Annotated in this window: 12 protein-coding genes; 7 read left to right on the plus strand and 5 right to left on the minus strand. The window is 67.3% G+C overall.

Features of this window, described 5'->3' with window-relative positions:
* Positions 1-1,735: VanW family protein (locus RJ05_RS24740; RefSeq protein WP_255220958.1), on the minus strand; the 1,735-nt coding region annotated here is incomplete at its 3' end.
* A gap of 1,269 nt (positions 1,736-3,004) precedes the next feature.
* Here RJ05_RS24740 and gnd point away from each other — a divergent pair.
* The 5 genes from gnd to RJ05_RS24765 all read left to right on the plus strand — a co-directional run bounded on the left by gnd (position 3,005) and on the right by RJ05_RS24765 (position 7,363).
* A complete protein-coding gene (gene gnd / locus RJ05_RS24745; RefSeq protein WP_036541242.1) occupies positions 3,005-4,036 on the plus strand; it encodes a phosphogluconate dehydrogenase (NAD(+)-dependent, decarboxylating) in 1,032 nt (343 codons plus the stop codon).
* Between the two features lie 189 nt (positions 4,037-4,225).
* Positions 4,226-4,891 carry a hypothetical protein gene (locus RJ05_RS24750; RefSeq protein WP_036541258.1) on the plus strand — a complete coding sequence of 222 codons (666 nt, stop codon included), beginning with the start codon at positions 4,226-4,228 and terminating at the stop codon, positions 4,889-4,891.
* A 219-nt stretch (positions 4,892-5,110) separates the two neighbouring features.
* Complete coding sequence (locus RJ05_RS24755) at positions 5,111-5,998, plus strand: ABC transporter ATP-binding protein (protein ID WP_036541245.1); 888 nt, start codon at positions 5,111-5,113, stop codon at positions 5,996-5,998.
* Positions 5,999-6,031: 33 nt separating this feature from the next.
* Positions 6,032-6,796, plus strand: coding sequence for a DUF2705 family protein (locus RJ05_RS24760; protein ID WP_036541247.1), 765 nt, complete (start codon positions 6,032-6,034; stop codon positions 6,794-6,796).
* 75 nt (positions 6,797-6,871) lie between these two features.
* The gene (locus tag RJ05_RS24765; protein WP_051016884.1) at positions 6,872-7,363 is read left to right on the plus strand and encodes a GbsR/MarR family transcriptional regulator; all 492 of its coding nucleotides are present in this window, start codon (positions 6,872-6,874) and stop codon (positions 7,361-7,363) included.
* Positions 7,364-7,370: 7 nt separating this feature from the next.
* Here the strand turns inward: RJ05_RS24765 and RJ05_RS24770 are convergent, their stop codons facing one another.
* A complete protein-coding gene (locus tag RJ05_RS24770) occupies positions 7,371-7,730 on the minus strand; it encodes a hypothetical protein (protein ID WP_249040584.1) in 360 nt (119 codons plus the stop codon).
* Between the two features lie 507 nt (positions 7,731-8,237).
* Here RJ05_RS24770 and RJ05_RS29550 point away from each other — a divergent pair.
* Positions 8,238-8,873: a Uma2 family endonuclease gene (locus RJ05_RS29550; protein WP_158682461.1), complete on the plus strand. Its 636-nt coding sequence runs from the start codon at positions 8,238-8,240 to the stop codon at positions 8,871-8,873.
* A gap of 78 nt (positions 8,874-8,951) precedes the next feature.
* On the opposite strand, the gene RJ05_RS24780 is transcribed toward RJ05_RS29550, so the two are convergent.
* Positions 8,952-9,512 (minus strand): dihydrofolate reductase family protein, encoded by a 561-nt coding sequence (locus RJ05_RS24780; RefSeq protein ID WP_036541264.1) that lies wholly within the window; start codon positions 9,510-9,512, stop codon positions 8,952-8,954.
* A 541-nt stretch (positions 9,513-10,053) separates the two neighbouring features.
* On the opposite strand from RJ05_RS24780, the gene RJ05_RS24785 reads away from it, so the two are divergent.
* Complete coding sequence (locus RJ05_RS24785; protein WP_249040585.1) at positions 10,054-11,370, plus strand: alpha/beta hydrolase; 1,317 nt, start codon at positions 10,054-10,056, stop codon at positions 11,368-11,370.
* 48 nt (positions 11,371-11,418) lie between these two features.
* Here RJ05_RS24785 and RJ05_RS24790 read toward each other — a convergent pair whose 3' ends face one another.
* Both RJ05_RS24790 and RJ05_RS24795 read right to left on the minus strand, forming a co-directional pair.
* Positions 11,419-12,831 (minus strand): lipase family protein, encoded by a 1,413-nt coding sequence (locus tag RJ05_RS24790; protein ID WP_373365081.1) that lies wholly within the window; start codon positions 12,829-12,831, stop codon positions 11,419-11,421.
* A gap of 2 nt (positions 12,832-12,833) precedes the next feature.
* The coding region (locus tag RJ05_RS24795) for a hypothetical protein (protein WP_036541253.1) at positions 12,834-13,706 on the minus strand (873 nt) is incomplete at its 5' end.

Here is a 13,706-nt window from a genome sequence, read left to right on the forward strand (position 1 = left end):
CGCTGACGGTGAACCCGTCGGCGCCCTCGGTGGCGATGCACCCTTCGCCCTTGGGCAGAGTGATCGTCTTGGGCTTGGTCGGCTTGGTGCGTTCGCCGGTGATGGATTCGACCTGGACGGTCTTGGTGCCCCAGATCCGCACCGTCACTTCGGAATTGTTCGCGGAGGCTTCGATATAGATGCCGTTCGCGGTGTTGTTGCGGAAGCTGAGGTCGATGGCGCCGTCGAACACCGTCGCTTCACGGGCCGCCGGATACCGCGAAATGTAATAGCTGTGCTCGGTGTGACCGGTGTCTTCGAGGCCGGCGAAATAGGCCGCGTTGTAGAGGGTGGTGGCGAACTGGCTGATGCCGCCGCCGACCGCCTTGCTCGGCCTGCCGTGGTCGATGATGCCGGATTCGACATAGCCCTCGGCGATGCCTCGGGGCCCGGTGAATTCGTTGAGCGAGAAGGTTTCGCCGGGTTTCACAATGGCGCCGTTGACCTTCCTGGCGACGGTCCGGATATTCACCCCGGACGGCCCGCTGAACCCGCCGGTGGTGAATTCGCCCATCGGCTCCACGATGCCGAGCCCGGCGGCCGCCTCGGTGGTCAACTTCGGCTCGACCTTCTCGTACACCGCCGGCGCGGTGCGCTGCGGCGCGGGCGCGGCCAGCAGGGTCGCGAGCGGTTCGAGGGTCTTCTGCCAGTTGATCTTGTCGCCGACCACCGACGGAACCACCGTCGGCTTGCCGCCGGTGAGGGTGAACGTCGCGTCCTTGGGCTCGACCTCGGATTCCTTCAGCTGCGGGGCAAGCAGATCGGTGGCGACCTTCTGGTCGATGCGCGGGGTCAGGCCGCCATTGCCGTCCGGCGCGAACGACACGATGGTGGCGATCTGCTCGGGAGCCAGCTGGGCCTTGCCGCCCTTGCCGTCGAAGATCACCGGCGCCGCCACCGCGGGCTGCGCGACCTGCTGCAACGCCTGGTCGATCGCGTCCTGGCGGACGGCGACCGGCGCGGGCACCACCGGCAGGTTCATCGGCGTGCCCGCGACCCAGTTCCGCACGAGCACATCACGGGCGGCCGCCGCATCGAGCACCCGGCCAGGGACCGGAGCCACCGCCACCGGCCTGGCGTTCTCGAAGACGATGGTGCCCTCGACGGTCGGGCGGTCGTGCACCCGCAGCGCGTCGAAGGTCTTGCCGAGCGCCTGCTCGTCGACGGCGCTGTCGACCTCCACGGTCTCGGTGCCGAACAGCGAGGTCAGCCGGGTGATCGGGTTGAGCGGCTGGCCGCCGATCCGATCCCAGGTGCCGTCCCAGTCGACGCTGAGGCCTGCCGAAGCGGGCACAAGGGTGGTCTGCACATCGCCGATCGTCACGGGCAGTTCCCGGCCCGCGCGGCCATCCAGTTCCACACGCAGCCGGGCGTCGGCCGCGGACTTGTCCATGCCGCCGATCTCGACCCCGGCGACCACCACACCACGCGGCACCTCACCCGAGGACATCGCCAGATCGGCGACATACCCCAGCAGTCCGAGACCGAACAGGGCGCCGACCGCGATGCCGATCGTGCGCGCCTTCGGCGACCGCATGATCTGCAGGAACTCGGGACGCTTCGTCGTCTCCGCCGATTGCCGGGAGATCGGGCGACGCTCGCCAGGGGCGCGGGGGGCCGGTGGGCGGGGAGCGCCCTGCTCGTCGTCGGTGGAACCGGATTCCGGATTCGCAGGGCTTGCGGACGCGAATCGCACAGTCGACCGGGGATTGTCCTGCCTGCCCGCGGTCGGTGGGACCGCGCTCATCACCTCGGTCGGCGAATCACCGGCCGGGTCGGGGCGGTCCAGCGCATCGGCGGTCGGGCCCCGGCGCCCTCCACTATTGGGCGTTTCTCCGGCGGATCCGGGGCGAGCGGTCCCGTTGGACATGTGGGCGGCCGAGCCGGCGGTGAATTCTCCCCCTCGCGGCGGGTGCTCGACCGGGAGCGCGTCGGTCGCGCCCGCGTCATCTGCCGGAGGAGCCGTGGGCGTACCCGCTGTAGGCGGGATCGGGAGACGGCGCGTCAGCGGTTCCTGCGCTGCGTCGGTGGGCCGCACCTGCTCCGGGTGCGGTCGGGCCGGATTCGGTTGAACGGGCAGCCGCTGCGTCAGATGCTCCGGCGGCGGCTCAGGAGTGTGCCCGCGGTGCGGCCCCCGTGCGCGCTCCGGGCGCGGCCCGTCCACGTGAACCGGGCGGGGCTCATCCGCGTGCCCCTGACGCGGCTCGAGCGCGCTCTGCGTGCTCTCCTGCGACGATCCGGGCGGGTTGGCCGGCATGGGGATCCGCAGGGTCGCGCGGTCGAGCGGTGAGGTGGCGCGGCCGAATGCCGGCGCGGGGTCGGGCTGCTGCGGGTGATACGCCGTGGACGGCTGACCGGTCGGGGTGGTGCCGGGCCGCTCGGCGTTGCGCGCATTTCCGGCGTTTAGACCCGGGCGTGCCGGTGAATCCTGGGGCTGTGGGTGCCGATGGTCCCCGAGCGGCTGTTGAGGCTCCTGCGTCTGCTGGGGCTCCTGTGCCGACTGGAGCTGCTGAGCGTGCTCGGCCTCGCGGCGCTGCTGTTGCTGCTGAGCGCGGGCGGATTCGAGGAACTGGCGTAGCCCGCCATTGGTGGGCTGTGCGCGGCGGGCGGGCTCGGATCTCTCGCCGCGTCCGGTGTTCGACTCGCCGGTCACGAATCGTCCTCCCCACATCGGGTTACAAGTTCTCGCGCGGTGCGCGCTCGCCCAACGATAACGGTCGGCACCGACGACGTCAGTGCCGCACAGATCACACTGGACCGCGACCCAGCAAACGATGAGCAAAGAAGCAGTTCGCACACCAAAAGGCTCCGTGCAGTTGCCGGGTCGGGGGTCTGGCAACTACACGGAGCCGATCTGTCTATCGGCGCCGCATTCGCCGCGTTACACCCGCCTGCCGCATCAATTTTCTCCGGCGCGGGACAATCGTGCGCGACCAGGGGTGACGACGAACGAGGAGATGATGGCATGCAGCTGGGAATGATCGGCCTCGGGCGGATGGGCGCCAACATCGTGCGCCGGATCGTCGCCGACGGGCACACCGCCGTCGGATATGAACGCCACGCTCCGCTTATCGAGGAGCTCGGCGCCGAGCTGGGCGCTGCGTTCTCCGGAACCACCGATCTGGCCGAGTTCGTCTCGAGATTGGCGACGCCCCGCGTGGTGTGGGTGATGATTCCGGCGGGCGCGACCGGCGCCGTCATCGACCAGGTCGCCGAACTGCTGGAGCCGGGCGACATCATCATCGACGGTGGCAACAGCCGCTATCACGAGGACATCGAACGGGCCGAGCGGCTGGCTCCCAAGGGCATTCACTACGTGGATATCGGCACCTCGGGCGGGGTCTTCGGACGGACCCGCGGCTTCTGCCTGATGATCGGCGGCGAGGCGGGCCCGGTGCGGTACCTCGACCCGTTGCTGCGTTCCATCGCTCCTGGCGTGGACGCCGCGCCGCGCACGCCAGGACGGACCGGCGAGCCCACCCCCGCCGAGCAGGGATACCTGCACTGCGGTCCGGCCGGTGCCGGGCATTTCGTGAAGATGGTGCACAACGGCATCGAGTACGGCGCCATGGCCGCCTATGCCGAGGGCCTCAACATCCTGCACAAGGCCGATTACGGCGCCGGGTACGACAGCGGCGCGCATTCGGCCGAGGAAACTCCCCTCGAACATCCGGAGTACTACCGCTACGACATCGATATCCCCGAGGTGACCGAGGTGTGGCGGCGCGGTTCGGTCGTCGCCTCCTGGCTGCTCGATCTGACCGCCGCGGCCTTGCACGCCGACCCGAATCTCGACTCCTTCGGCGGCCGCGTCTCCGATTCCGGCGAGGGTCGCTGGACCATCGATGCCGCCATCGACATCGGCGTCCCGGTCCCCGTGCTGTCGGCCGCGCTGTTCCAGCGCTTCTCCTCGCGCGGCGAATCGCACTACGCCGACAAGATGCTCTCCGCCATGCGCAAGGCCTTCGGCGGCCACAACGAGCTGCCGCAGGGGTGAGACCGGGACCACTCAGCGGTTCGCGCGTCGACGGTCCGCCCATGGGTAACCGGGTTATATTCGGCGCGACCGGCCGGTCGGGTGATCAGGATCATCGGCGGTTGCGCGTGCGGATCGACGCCGCCCGGGTGTCGACCTTGCGTACCGGACAGCCGCCGTAGAGCGGTGGAAGGCGAGGAGGCTGGTTCTATGCTGCGGGAATTCCTGGACAAGGGTGTCGTGTCGGCCCTGGATCGTGCCGCGCATGTGCAGGCGCCGGTGGTGGTGAAGTACGCGGACTGGCTGCGCGACCGGCACCCGGAGGAAACGCCCGAGCAGATTGTGCGCCGGCTGGAACGGCAGTACCTGATCGCGGTGACCGCCAGCGGGGTGGGGGTGGGATTGAGCGCGGCGGTTCCCGGCGTGGGCACGGTGGTGGCGTTGTTCGCGACCGGCGCCGACACCCTGGTGTTCCTGGAGGCCTCGAGTGTGCTCACCACCGGAGCGGCCGCGATCTATGAGATCTCGCCGCAGGACGTGCTCGACAAGCACCTGGTCTCGGCGGTGGTGCTCGGCCAGGCCGGAACGAAGGCGCTGGGGCAGACCGCGGGCCATACGGCAGGCAAATGGGTCGACGCGGTCGGCAACTGGATTCCCGGGCTGAACCGCATGGACGACTCGGCCATGAAGCGCTTCCTGGTCCAATTCGTGGTGAAACGCAGTGTGCTCATGTTCGGCAAGGTGATTCCCGCCGGCATCGGCGCGGTCATCGGCGGAGTCGGCAACAACGCGCTCGGGCGAACCGTGATCGCGAACCTGCACAGCACCCTGGGACCGTCGCCGGCGACCGCCGCGGTCGCGCCTGCCACCGTCTGACCTCGAACACGCCGGCCGCCGGTGGCGCCGGGCCGGTCCGCCGCTGCTCATGAGACAGCGCAGAGCACCAGGTCAGTGCCCCGATACACCGGTTCGACGGTGCGAACTCCCATGCGCGGTCTTGACATGTTCTTCATGTTCAGTCTTTACTGAACATATCAGTCCTTGCGGAACTTGCAAGAACTGATCGCTCTACCGGAATCCTCTGCAAGGAGCATCATGACCACCGCCGCCATCCGCACCGAGGGCCTCACCAAGCACTACGGCAAGCATGTCGCGCTCACCGATCTCGACCTCGAGGTGTACGAGGGTGAGGTGTTCGGGTTTCTCGGCCCCAACGGGGCAGGCAAATCCACCACCATCCGCATCCTGCTCGACCTGATCCGGCCGACCTCGGGTCGCGTGGAAGTCCTCGGCGTGAACCCGCGCGCGGGCGGAGCCGAACTGCGTCACCGAATCGGTTATCTACCAGGTGAATTGGCCATCGAGGGCCGTCACTCGGCGCGCGAGCTGCTGGCCTTTCTGGCCGATCAGCGCGGAGACGTCGCCCAGCGCCGCATCACGGAACTGGCCGAGCTGCTCGACCTCGATCTGGCCAAGAAGGTCGGCTCGATGTCGAAGGGCAACAAGCAGAAGGTCGGCATCATCGCCGCGTTCATGCACAACCCCGACCTGCTGATCCTCGACGAACCCACCTCCGGGCTCGATCCGCTACTGCAACAGCGCTTTCTGGATCTGGTGACCGAGGCCAAGAACAATGGCCAGACGGTGTTCATGTCCTCGCACATCCTCACCGAGGTGCAGCAGACCGCCGACCGCGCCGTCATCATGCGCGCCGGGAAACTGCTCGGCACCGAGAATGTCGAGGACCTTCGCAGGCGTTCGCCGCGTGCGGTCGAGCTGATATTCGGCGAGGAGATCTTTCCCGACGATTTCGCACGGCTGCCCGGCGTGCGCGATCTCGGCATCGAGGGCGCCACCCTGCGCTGCACCACCGAAGGCGAGGTGGACGCGCTGTTCAAGGTCGCCGCCAAGTACCAACTGGTCAGCGTGCTGTCGAACGAACCGGACCTCGAGCAGATCTTCTTCAGCCTCTACGGCCGCTGATTTGCCTTTCCCTTCCGCACAGGAGAATTCGTCATGAAGCGCACAGTCTTCACCCAGACCTTGAAAGAACAGCGCCGCGGCCTGATCGGCTGGTCGATCGGCCTGGCCATCGTCCCGATGATCTACCTGCCGTCGTATCAATCGCTGAAGGAGCAGGGCTCGCTCGATATCCAGCAGAACAGCATGTACGACGCGATGGGGCTGAGCGATTTCGCCAGCGGCACCGGGTTTCTCAATTCCACGGTGTATTCGCTGATGGGATTGCTGCTGATGCTGATCTTCGCGGTCACCATCGCCACCAGAACGGCCACCCAGGAAGAGAACGGCAGCCTGGACCTACTGCTGGCCCAGCCCATCAGCCGCACCCGATTGCTGGTGCAGCGCTTCGCCGCACTCGCGGTGCAGGTCGCGGTCGTGAGCGTGGTCCTCACGGTGAGCGTGATCGCCGGCGCGAACTCCGGCAACATCGACGTGGCGACCGGCAATATCGTCGCGGCCAGTGCCGGGCTCGGGCTGCTGGCACTGTTCGCGGGGGCCGTCGCGCTGCTCGTCGGCGCGGCGACCGGCAAACGTTCACTGGCGCTGGGTGTGGCCGCGCTGCTCACCGTTGCCGGATACCTGGCCAACAATCTGGGCGACGACTGGCTGCGCAAGCTCTCGCCGTTCTACTACGCCAACGGAGGTTCGCCGCTGGTCAACGGCTGGAACGCGGGGCATCTCGCGGTGCTGGTGGCGGCGGCGGGCATCGCGCTGACAGCGGCGCTGGTGTGCTTCGATCGCCGGGATCTGGCGGTGTGAGCAGCACCTACGGGGCGAGCCGAGGTGGCTCGCCCCGTTTTCCCGTTTCTCCACCCCGGAAGGGATACTCGACCGATGACCAGTTCCGAACGCGACCCGGCGGCCCCGACCCCGGAGCAGTTGGCCTTCGTCGAGGATTTCGCGCTCGTGCTCGAACGCATGGGCCTGGTCCGCATGACCGGCCGCGCCATGGGCTGGCTGATGGTCTGCTCGCCACCCGAGCAGACCTTCGCGCAGATCGCCGACGCCCTGCAGGCGTCCAAAGGCTCCATTTCCAATGCGCTGAAAAACCTCACCACCATGCGCTGGGTCGACAAGACCTCCAAGCCCGGCGACCGCAAGGACTACTACATCCTGCGCGCGGGCGTGCTGCCCGAGCTCACCCGGCAGCAGAGCACTCAATACGAGGACCTGACCGCGATGACCTCGCGCGGCCTCGCCCTGTTCGCCGACCCCGGCAGCGAGCAGGCCGCCCGGGTCCGCGAAATGCACGAATTCTTCGTCTGGATGGGCAAAGAACTTCCGGCGTTGATCGACCGCTGGTACGCCGAACACCCGCAGGCCTGATCGCGGTTCAGGCCCGGCGGCTGCGCACCCACACGTAGAGGAAGCCGAGCGTGAAGCCGAGGTGCACGACGAGGAACACCGCTGCGAGGTCGCGGGCCTCGCCGCTGAGCACACCCCAGACATCATTGACGGCCACGGCGCCGAAGCCGACGATATTCGCGAGAACCACCGTCCCGCGCACCGATGCCGGCGCCGCGTTGCGCGAGGTCCAGTTCAGGACCGCGATTCCCAGCAGCGGCCCGCCGAGCAGACGAAGCAGGGCGATCAACTCCGGCGACGCATCGTCGGGAACCGCACCGACGCCGAACTGGGCAGGCACGAATATCAAGGCAAGGCCGACGGCCGCGAGATAGATCGCCGTGGTCACGAAGAGTGGCTTGAGCATACGAGCACCTCGGGTAGGACTGCGACGAACTCAGGATCGCAGAAAACCGCCGGGCAGGCCGGGAGATCTGATGCTCAGCACCAGCCTCCGCTCGCGCGCCGAGCGTGCCATCCTCCGCGCTCGCGGCCCATCACCCGCACCCTGAGACAGCGTCGACCCCGCATCTCGACGTGCGACGTCACGAGCACTCGAGCGGCAGAATCTTGCCGATATGGCCGGTATTCGCTCCAGTTCGAACGCAACCAGGACGCGATCGGCAGAATCCTGCCGATCGAGCCGCTCCCTCATCATCACCACTCAGCCGTACGAGACTTACGCCCGCCAGTGGACGTCCGTGCAGGTGTATCCGGATCGACCGTATGCGTGAGGTGATGACGGGCGGGCAGACCGGGTTTCGGACTTCGCCCCGATGTACCGCGGAACACGCGGGCCATACGCCAACGAAGCCTGCTCTACGATGACCTCGACCCGAAGCGAAGGATGGTCAGCGTGTCGGAAGCATTCGATTGGTCGGCCCCGGAGACCTACAGCCGTGCCGTCGACATCGACACCTATCTGGCCATGCCGGAGGATGTGGCGCGGCGGATCGAAATCAAAGACGGGATGATCATCCACTGCGAATCCGCGTCGCCGAACCACAACGCGGTGTCACGCAATCTCGAACGTGCGCTGTTGGATGCCAAGGAGAAGCGGCCCGCGGATGAGCCGTGCGTCCGAGTGAACCGCGATATCGACATGCTCGTGTCCGAGGTCCCGTTTCATTACAAGCGACCCGATGTGATCGTCTACCGCTGCATCGATGAGCCCCGTCCGCGGTGGAACCGCAAGCCGACCGTCGCGGACACATTGCTGGTGATCGAGGTCGTGTCGCCGACGACGGTGACCGCCGACTTGGTCGACAAGCGCGCCGAGTACGCGCGGTTCGGGATTCCCAACTATTGGATTGTCCGAATGGCCAACGAGGATGGTCCCACCGTGTCGGTCGAGATGCTGACGCTGGACTCGAGCGGCAGCTATGTGTCGGCGGCATATCGAAGCCGCACGCGTGGGGGCAGGGCGATCGAAGCGCTGGTGCCGTTCGACGTCACCGTGTCGTGGGAAGACCTGGACGACGGCGTCGACTGACCGTCCCGGCACCGCCTCGACAACCAGCCGATGCGGGGTGACGAGAAGTTCACCCGGCTCGAGGGGCCGGCCGCGAATTCACCGCTTGCGCCGGTGACGTAGGTAAACGACGCGCGGGCTCAGCGGACGCGACTCCACCAGCTCCAGTTCGAGGGGTTCGGCGCGCGGCGGGAAGAACGGCGTGCCCGCGCCGAGGATGACCGGGTAGACGAACTGGCGGTACTCGTCGATCAAGTCCTCGGCAATGGCGGCCGCGGCGAGAGTGGCGCCGCTGATCTCCACCACGCCATCACCCGGCTGGTCCCGTAGCCGGGCGATTTCGGTAGCGAGATCGTCGGTGGCCAGGCGGGCGTTGCCCTGCACCGAATCCAGGGTCGTGGAGAACACCACCTTCGGGATCGGCCGCCACAGCCGGGCGAACTCGAGTTCGGCCTCGTCGGTCATGGTCTCTTCGGCGGTCTCCCACACCAGCATCGCCTCGTACAGCTTGCGCCCGCAGACGATCCCGGCCAGGTGGCGGGTCTGCTCGATGTGGAAGCGGAAGATCTCCGGCTCCGGAGCGGTCCAGCTGATGTCGTCGCCGGGGCCGGCCATGAAACCGTCCAGCGAAACGCTCATCGAGTACATGGTGGTGAGCACCGGCTGCCTCCTCGGTGACGGGGCCGTGGATTCGGGCGGAATGTGCTCATCATGCCCGCTCACGCGGAATCCGATCACCGAAACGACCGACAAGGGCCGACCGGAGAGACTCGATGCGACCGAGGCGCGGCGCACCGTGGAGGTGATCAGGCGGGCGATCACCGCGGCCTGCATGGGTGCCGGATCAGCCGCGGCCGATCCAGAAACGCCACTCGTTGTCCGGCCGCCGCACCCGCGATAACCTTCCGATCAGGAGGGGATTCATATGCACGCCAGGTGGTTTCATCGTTGCACTGCGCTTGTCACCGTCGGCGCAGCGCTGACGGCCGTCGTGGGGCTCGGCGCCCGATCCGGAGCGGAAGCCGGTCTCGGCGATGCGGGGACCGGATTCGCCCGCGCCGGGGCTGGGCTGGACGGAGCGGCAGCTGGGATTGTCGGCGAAGGGTCCGAACTCGAACCATTCGAGCGTCAGCGCGTGGTATGGCATGCGTGTTCGGACCCCGATCTGATCGCCGTGCGCGGCGAATGCGCGGAGATCAGGGTGCCTCTCGATTACCGTGCGCCCGGCGGGCGGACGATCGGCCTCGCCATCTCGCGAGTGCCGTCGACCGACCCGGCTCGGCGGCACGGGGTTCTGTTGACCAACAGCGGTGGTCCCGGGGCACCGGGCCTGGACCCGGGCAATGCGGTCGGCAACGGGTTGTCGGCCGAGGTGCGGGCGGCTTACGACCTGATCGGATTCGATCCGCGCGGAGTCGGACAGTCCACGCCGGTCACCTGCGGGTGGCCGCCGGGCCGAGTACCGGGTGGTGATGCCCAGCCGGGTGCGGATCGCGCGGCCTTCGATCACGATGTCCAGCGCGCCGCGCAGTTGGCGGCGCTGTGCATCGGGTCGGAGGGCGCGGCGCTACCGCACATCAATACCCGCAATACCGCGCGGGACATGCGGATGATCGCCGCAGTGCTCGGAGAGCCCGAGATCAGCTATTACGGGCCGTCCTACGGTAGCTACCTCGGTGCGGTGTTCAGCCAGATGTTTCCCGAACACAGTGACCGGATCCTGCTGGACAGTGTGGTCGACCCGGAACGGTACTGGCTGGGCATGTTCCAGGATTCGGGCGTGGCCAACGAGGCCGCGTTGGTGGCATGGGCGGAGGAAGTGGCTGCCGAGCAGCAACAGTTTCAGCTGGGTGACAGTGCCGAAGCGGTACTGACTACCGTTCGGGACCTCATGGCGCGAGCAGCGCAGCGGCCGATCGAGATCGCTGGTTTGACGGTCGACGATGACATCTTGCTCACGACGTTGAACTTCATGCTGTCATTCGGGCCGTACGCCGCCCGGCTGGCCGAGCTCCTTCAGCAGCTGCGAGCAGCCGGCGATGGCGCGGTAGTACAACCGATCCCGCTGTGGGAGGCCGTGCGAGGGTGGGCCGGATCGGGCGGAATGTTCGAAGCGCATATGGCCGTCAAATGCGGTGACGTCGCCGCGCCGCGCGATCCGGAGTGGTACTGGAGCAATATCGAACGCAGCCGAATCGAGCGCCCGATCTTCGGCCCGCTGTTCAACAACATCGCACCCTGCGCGTTCTGGCCGGCGCCCCTCGAGCCGCCGACCCGGATCCGGCATTCCGTGCCGGTGCTGTTGTTGCATGCCGACGGTGATATCCGCACCCCCTACTCGGGTGCGCAGGCCATGCGCCGCTCGATGAGTGAATCTCGGCTGGTCACATTGCGTGGTGTGCGTTGGCACAGCATCCTCGGGCTTCCGAGCCGATGCGTAACCGAGGCCGTCGACGCCTTCCTGCTCGACGGGAAACTACCGGCGGCCGATGTGGAGTGCCGTCTCGACCCGCCATGATCCGCCGGACGCCCGGCCGTCTTCCAACGACCGGGCAGCACCCACCCATCAATCGAACTGCGCGTCCAGCCAATCGATGGTCTGCATCCCGAAAAGATCTGTCCCCCAACCGTAGAGGTCGGTGATCATGCGGATCATGCTGCAGTTGGACGGCGCGTAGGCCACGTCGGTGCCCTTGGACCGGTAGATATCGGCCAGCTCACGGGAGTCGGCCGCCGGTACCAGGGACATGAACGAATCGTCGGCGGCGCAGGAGGTGATGAGCACCTTGGATTTCGGGGTGCCCGCCTGCCCGAGGATGTTGTCGTCGTAGGCGTGCTGGAAGGCCGGTTCATCGGCCGGGTTGAGACCGGACTCGAACAGCATTTTCAGCGGCACGAACGGCATGCCGAAGTAGGCCGGGGTCTGGCATTGGGTGCGGAAGAAGTCGGCGATGGCTTTGCCCGCGGGGTTGAGCTTTTCGTCGATCTTCATCTCGGGGTACCAGGGCTCGAGACCGAGCAGGGTCGCGAAGGCGAAACCGGAGCCGACGGAACCGTCTGCCACGCGCATGAAGTTGCGCGGCTTCACCACCATCCCTTCCAGGACCGTCGCTTTCACGTCCAGCTCAGGGGCGTAGGTGGGCTGGAGTTCGGCGGAGAAGCCGGCGCCGACGCCGCCGCCGGCGATCCCGAACAAACCCACCTGTGCCTTGGGATCGAGGCCCGCTTCGCGGAAGTTCAGGGCGGCGCGGGCGCCGTCGAGCTGGGCGTGGGCGGCGAATTTGCCCGCGAAGACGCCGTGCGGTTTGCGGTCGGCGTCATTGCCGACATCGGAGATCATCACCGCGTAGCCCTTGCCGAACAGCATGGCCAGCGGGCCGAGCGCCGACCAGGACGCGCCGTCGAGCGGATCGCCGCCGGTCCACTGGGTGCTGGGATGGCAGGACCAGCCGACGCTGTCGTTGGCTTCCTGATACGAGATCAGCTTGCGCTGGTCGTTGGGCTTGCCGTCGACCGGGACCATCAGGATGCCGGTACTGATCACGGGCGTGACGCCGTCGACACCGGTGGTCACGTACATCAGCTTGTAGGCGTCGAGGTTCGCCGGCTTCACACCGGAGAACATGACGTCGACCTTCTTGGATTTCAGGACCGTGCCCGGCTTCTCGTCGCCGGTCAGCGGAGGTTCCTGATAGAAGGGGTCGTTGGCGAGCAGGGCCTGGAAGGCTTCGCCCGGTGCGGCGAGGGTGGCGCCCTGGAGCGTGCCGACCACATATCCGTTGAACACCTCACCGAGGCCGGGCGTGCGCGGCGGCACGAACGGCTCGGGTGGTGCGGGTTCGGGTTGCGCGAAGGCGATTCCCGCACCTGCGAACAGGGTCAGCGCCGCTACCGTCAAGGCGGTCAGCGGGCGCCGCAGCGCTCGGGTTCCGCGGGTCGACCGGCGCCGGTCCGAATGCATGAATCGTGCTGCCTTCATGGTCAGTTCACCGCCATATCCGCGCCCACCGGCGTCACCTTCATCTGCCGCACCGCCGAATCCAGCAGCTGCGGGATATTCAGCAGCGGACGATGCGATTCCATTTGAATTTCGTAGGGCGTGCGCATCACTGCTTCCAATGCGGGCCAGTTGTTTTCGACCTGCCACTTGTATTTCGGCAGCAGCTCGGAGGTGATGTATTCCCAGCGGGCATCGAGCACCGACCAGTTCCAATCCGGCAGCGGCATCGTCAGCAGTGCGGGCCTGCCGTCGGCCATCGTGAACGGAATACGCACCGGGTTGAATTCCCGTGGCGGAGCCACACCGGCCACCGACGGTGATCCGGCCGCGCCGCTGACATAGGTGATGGCCTCGCCGACCGCGCCCTTGTAGGCCCGGACCGCATCCCACTGCCCGCCGATCGCCCATTCCTGTTCGCGGCGCAGCAGGGTGGCGTTGCCCGCGGCGATCCGGTCGTGGTCGCCGGAAGCGATACCGCGCCAGGCGTTCATGATGTCGGCGCCGAAGAGCCCGGCGGCCTGGAATTCCGCCAGCGCGGGCAGCCCGCCGGTGACGTAGGCGTCGTGCATCGGCATCAGGTCGGAGAAGATGTTCTTCTGCATCACCAGGATCATCCCGATGATGTAGTGCAGGTCCTCGGGAGTGATCCGCGGTCCCGCTTCGGCGAGCGCGGCCAGCCCGCGCGGGAGCATCGCGACGGCCTGTGGGCCCGCGGCCTGCTCGACCGCGCCGATCACTCCGCGCGCCGATTCCGACAGGCCCGGCAGCGAGTAGATGTTGCTCATCAGTTCGAAGTCGATGAGGCCACCACCGAAATCGGCGCCGACCTGGCCGCCCATGCCCGCCCACTGCAA

The organism is Nocardia cyriacigeorgica NBRC 100375 (assembly GCF_000308555.1).
Classification (GTDB): domain Bacteria; phylum Actinomycetota; class Actinomycetes; order Mycobacteriales; family Mycobacteriaceae; genus Nocardia; species Nocardia cyriacigeorgica.

What these genes read in the sequence shown, in the direction of transcription:
- RJ05_RS24750 (WP_036541258.1), top strand. Translation starts at nt 4,226, where the DNA reads ATGCTGCGGGAATTCCTGGACAAGGGTGTCGTGTCGGCCCTGGATCGT.
- RJ05_RS24790 (WP_373365081.1), bottom strand. Translation starts at nt 12,831, where the DNA reads ATGAAGGCAGCACGATTCATGCATTCGGACCGGCGCCGGTCGACCCGC.
- RJ05_RS24765 (WP_051016884.1), top strand. Translation starts at nt 6,872, where the DNA reads ATGACCAGTTCCGAACGCGACCCGGCGGCCCCGACCCCGGAGCAGTTG.
- RJ05_RS24760 (WP_036541247.1), top strand. Translation starts at nt 6,032, where the DNA reads ATGAAGCGCACAGTCTTCACCCAGACCTTGAAAGAACAGCGCCGCGGC.
- gnd (WP_036541242.1), top strand. Translation starts at nt 3,005, where the DNA reads ATGCAGCTGGGAATGATCGGCCTCGGGCGGATGGGCGCCAACATCGTG.
- RJ05_RS24755 (WP_036541245.1), top strand. Translation starts at nt 5,111, where the DNA reads ATGACCACCGCCGCCATCCGCACCGAGGGCCTCACCAAGCACTACGGC.